Source organism: Variovorax sp. Soil_C_19 (assembly GCF_057657255.1).
In genome coordinates, this window is sequence record NZ_JBDGIV010000051.1 from 1 (window position 1) to 290 (window position 290).

Consider the following 290-nt stretch of genomic DNA (forward strand, 5'->3'; position numbering starts at 1 on the left):
ATGATGTCGGTCACGCGCTTGACGCTGTCGACGATCTCTTCCATCGTACGGCCCGCCTCGGCCACCTGCCGGCTGCCCGCCTCGACCTTGCCGACAGAGTCGTCGATCAGGCCCTTGATCTCCTTGGCCGCCGCGCCCGAGCGCTGCGCGAGGCTGCGCACTTCCGAGGCCACGACCGCGAAGCCGCGGCCCTGTTCCCCCGCACGTGCGGCTTCCACCGCTGCATTGAGCGCAAGGATGTTGGTCTGGAACGCGATGCCGTCGATCACGCCGATGATGTCGACGATCTT

Annotated in this window: 1 protein-coding gene; it reads right to left on the reverse strand. The window is 66.9% G+C overall.

Features of this window, described 5'->3' with window-relative positions; genetic code table 11:
• On the reverse strand, positions 1 to 290 hold a 290-nt coding region (locus tag AC3A6R_RS27175; protein ID WP_487866187.1), incomplete at both ends, for a methyl-accepting chemotaxis protein.